1 protein-coding gene is annotated in these 684 nt (G+C 43.7%); it reads left to right on the top strand.

The features are described 5' to 3' along the window. Positions 1–26: 26 nt before the first annotated feature. Positions 27–684 (top strand): hydroxyacylglutathione hydrolase (gene gloB / locus A3739_RS04965; RefSeq protein ID WP_068500549.1); only part of this gene is annotated, 658 nt, incomplete at its 3' end.

The raw sequence follows: 684 nt of genomic DNA, 5'->3' as shown, positions 1-684 counted from the left end.
TAATCACAGAACTACGGCGGTTTAACATGGCTCATTGTACCATTTCAACGATTTCGGCATTTCGAGATAACTACATTTGGTGTATCCATGACGATTCGACAGCGGTTATTGTTGATCCTGGTGATGCAACGCCAGTACTAAGATTTTTAGAAGATAATAATTTGGATCTTGAAGCCGCACTTGTAACGCATCATCACCCCGACCATGTAGGAGGAATACAAACGCTTGGGACAAACTTCCCAAATCTCCGCGTTATAGGCAGTCCAGAATCACGCTTCGGTGGTATCAAGGAACAAGTCAGAGAAGGAGATTCGGTAATTGCCGGCGGAAACTCTTTCTCGGTTATTGACGTTCCGGGGCATACTCTTGATCACATAGCGTTCGTTCTGTCCAATGAAGAAAGTACGCATCTATTTTGTGGTGACACTTTGTTTTCAGCTGGGTGTGGCCGCTTATTCGAAGGCACCGCCAAACAAATGCACGACTCACTTAGAAAGCTGCAAAACCTTCCTGCCGAAACGCAAATTTATTGCGCCCATGAGTACACACTATCTAATTTAGATTTCGCGTTGTCGCTTATGCCGAATAATAAAGATCTTCAGGACTATCACAATCAATGCACCCTCAAACGTGAGAATAATGAGTCAACAATCCCGACAACGTTGTCCCAGGAATTAAAAATTA

The organism is Oleiphilus sp. HI0067 (genome assembly GCF_001635735.1).
The sequence above is the reverse complement of the archived record's forward strand: the minus strand, read 5'-3'. Positions and strand labels throughout refer to the sequence as shown.